Below are 2506 nucleotides of genomic sequence, written 5' to 3'. Positions count from 1 at the left end.
GTGCTCTCGACGACGACGGCCGGGCACGGGTCGCCGGATACGTCGGCGGGCACGGCTTCCTCGAGGTGCGCGTCGCGGTGTCGTTCCTGTCGGTGGCGCAGGCCAGACGCACCCTCGCCCTCGAGGCACCCGCAGACATCACCTACGACGAACTTCGAGCGACCGCCGCAGCATCCTGGAACCGCGTGCTGAGGCGCGTCACGATCCCGCCCCTGCCCGCGGCGGACGCGCCCTACCGCCGGCTGGCCGACGAGGAGAATCGCGACCGGATCGCCGCATCCCTGCACCGGATGCATCTCTATCCGAACACCGCCGCCGAGAACACCGCAACGACGGACGCGCCCGTCTGGCGATTCGCCGATGTGTTCGCCGGTCGGGAGCCGTACGGAGAGAGTGAGACGAGCGCGCCGGTCGCCGAGGGCGAGCTCATCGTGAACAACGGCTACTGGGATACGTATCGCACCGAGTGGCCCGCTCTGGCTCTGCTCGATCCCGCACTGACCGGTCGCTTGCTCGACGGCCAGCTCGAGCAGTACCGGCGGGGAGGCTGGATGGCCCGGTGGAGCGCTCCGTCATACGTCGACAGCATGGTGGGCACGTCGAGCGACCAGATCTTCGCCGACGCCGCGCGGTGGGGAGTGGACTTCGATCGCGCCGCGGCGTTCGACAGCGGCTGGCGCAACGCGTGCGAACCCGGCCCCGATGCGCTGCGCGGCCGCAAGGGCATCGGGCGGGGCCGATTCACCGGCTACATCTCGTCCGACGTTCCCGAGGGCATGAGCTGGACCATCGAGAACGCCGTGAGCGATGCGGCCCTCGGCCGGTTCGCCACTCAGCTCGCCACCGAGGCGGATTCGGATGCGGATGCGGCGCGCTACCGCTCGTTCGCCCGGTACTTCGCCAACCGTGCGCTGTCGTACCGCGCGCTGTTCGATGAGGATTCCGGATTCCTCCGCGGCAGAGACGTCGACGGCGCCTTCGCACCCGGCTTCGACCCGCGCATCTGGGGCGGCGACAACGTCGAGACGAACGGGTGGGGCATGTCGGTCGGAGCGGTGCACGACGGTGCAGGGCTCGCCGCTCTGCACGGCAGCCCCGAGGCACTCGGCCGCCATCTCGATGCGCTCTTCGCCGAGCCCGAGACGGCCGACGAGCGGTTCGGCGGGTCGTACGGCACCGTCATCCACGAGCAGCGCGAGGCCAGGGCTCTGCGCTCGGGCATGTGCGCGATCTCGAATCAGCCCGCGCACCACATCCCCTTCATGTACGCGTCGAGCGACCGACCGTGGCGCACGGCAGCGATCGTGCACGACCTGGCCGGCCGCCTCTTCGCGGGCGCGCACATCGGCCAGGGCTTTCCCGGCGACGAAGACAACGGTGAGATGAGCGCATGGTGGCTGTGGGCCGCCCTCGGCCTCTACCCGCTCGAACTCGCCTCGGGAGTGCTGCGCATCGGCTCCCCCCTCATCGACGACATCCGCGTCGATCGGGGCGACGGCTCTTCCCTGCGCATCCGCTCTCGACGCAGCGATCCGTCCGCCCATGTGCTGCGCGGCGCCCGGCTCGACGGCGTCGTACTCGAACGAGCCGAGCTGCCCGTCGGCTCTCTCATCGGCGACGCGGAGCTCGAGCTCGACTTCGGCTCCGATCCCTCCGAGGCCCTCGAGACGGGCGGATCCACGGCGTCGGAGGTCGTGCCCTGGCGCGAAGACCTGACCGCCGACGCGGGCGACGTCATCGCCTCGACCGCGGTGGCCGACGCCGCCCGACTGTTCGACGACGGAGATCCGACGGGGTCGGACGGCGTCGCCCTGCGGGCAGGCGACTGGGTGGGGTGGCGCTTCATCGAGCCCCGCGCCGTCAGCGACGTCACCCTCACGATGTCGACCGCGGCTCACTCGACCGCCGTCGCCTGGGAGGTCCTCGCCGCCGATGGCACCTGGACCCCCGCTCCGACGACGCACGTCACCGACCTCGTCGCCGACCGCACGACGCCGTTCACGCTGACATCACGCGTCGTGACCCCGGCGATCCGCGTACGAGCGGAAGCCGGGGTCACGATCCGTCAGATCGAGATCTTCGACCTCGGGTGATCGCCCGCTGGGGTGATCACTTCGACAGGACGAACGACACCTCGGTGATGTTGCCTGCGACGTCGACGACCTGCAGGGTGTTCGCACCCCGCACCGCGCCGAAGGCGCCGGGCTTCACGAAGTTCAGATCGCTCCACGTGTCATCCGTGAGATCCTTCACGACCCCGTTCACAGAGAGCCTGTCGATCTCGCCCTCGTCGAACAGCGCGAAGCTCACGCGCTGGTAGGCGCCATCGGCCCTGACCTTGGTGAAGCGCGATCCGTCCTTGACCGTGACGGTGGGCGGCGTCGTATCGCGCGGCGCCGCCCGGTACTCGGTCGCCTCACCCTTCAGCGCCTCGGTGATGCCCGACAGATACGCCGACTGATCGGTCGCGGTGAGGTTGTAGGCCACGTAGACGCCGTAGCCGTCA

1 protein-coding gene and 1 pseudogene are annotated in these 2506 nt (G+C 70.0%); one reads left to right on the top strand and one right to left on the bottom strand.

Annotated features, from left to right (window positions below):
- Positions 1–2093: glycoside hydrolase domain-containing protein (locus J7E68_RS06640; protein WP_251048718.1), on the top strand; the 2093-nt coding region annotated here is incomplete at its 5' end.
- Positions 2094–2109: 16 nt separating this feature from the next.
- On the opposite strand, the pseudogene J7E68_RS06635 reads toward J7E68_RS06640, so the two are convergent.
- Positions 2110–2506: pseudogene (locus J7E68_RS06635) on the bottom strand (hypothetical protein); the annotation flags it as partial.

This window comes from Microbacterium sp. ISL-103 (assembly GCF_018613995.1).
Taxonomy (GTDB): Bacteria; Actinomycetota; Actinomycetes; order Actinomycetales; family Microbacteriaceae; genus Microbacterium.
Note: the sequence above shows the minus strand (reverse complement) of the source record. Positions and strands in the feature narration are given on the sequence as shown.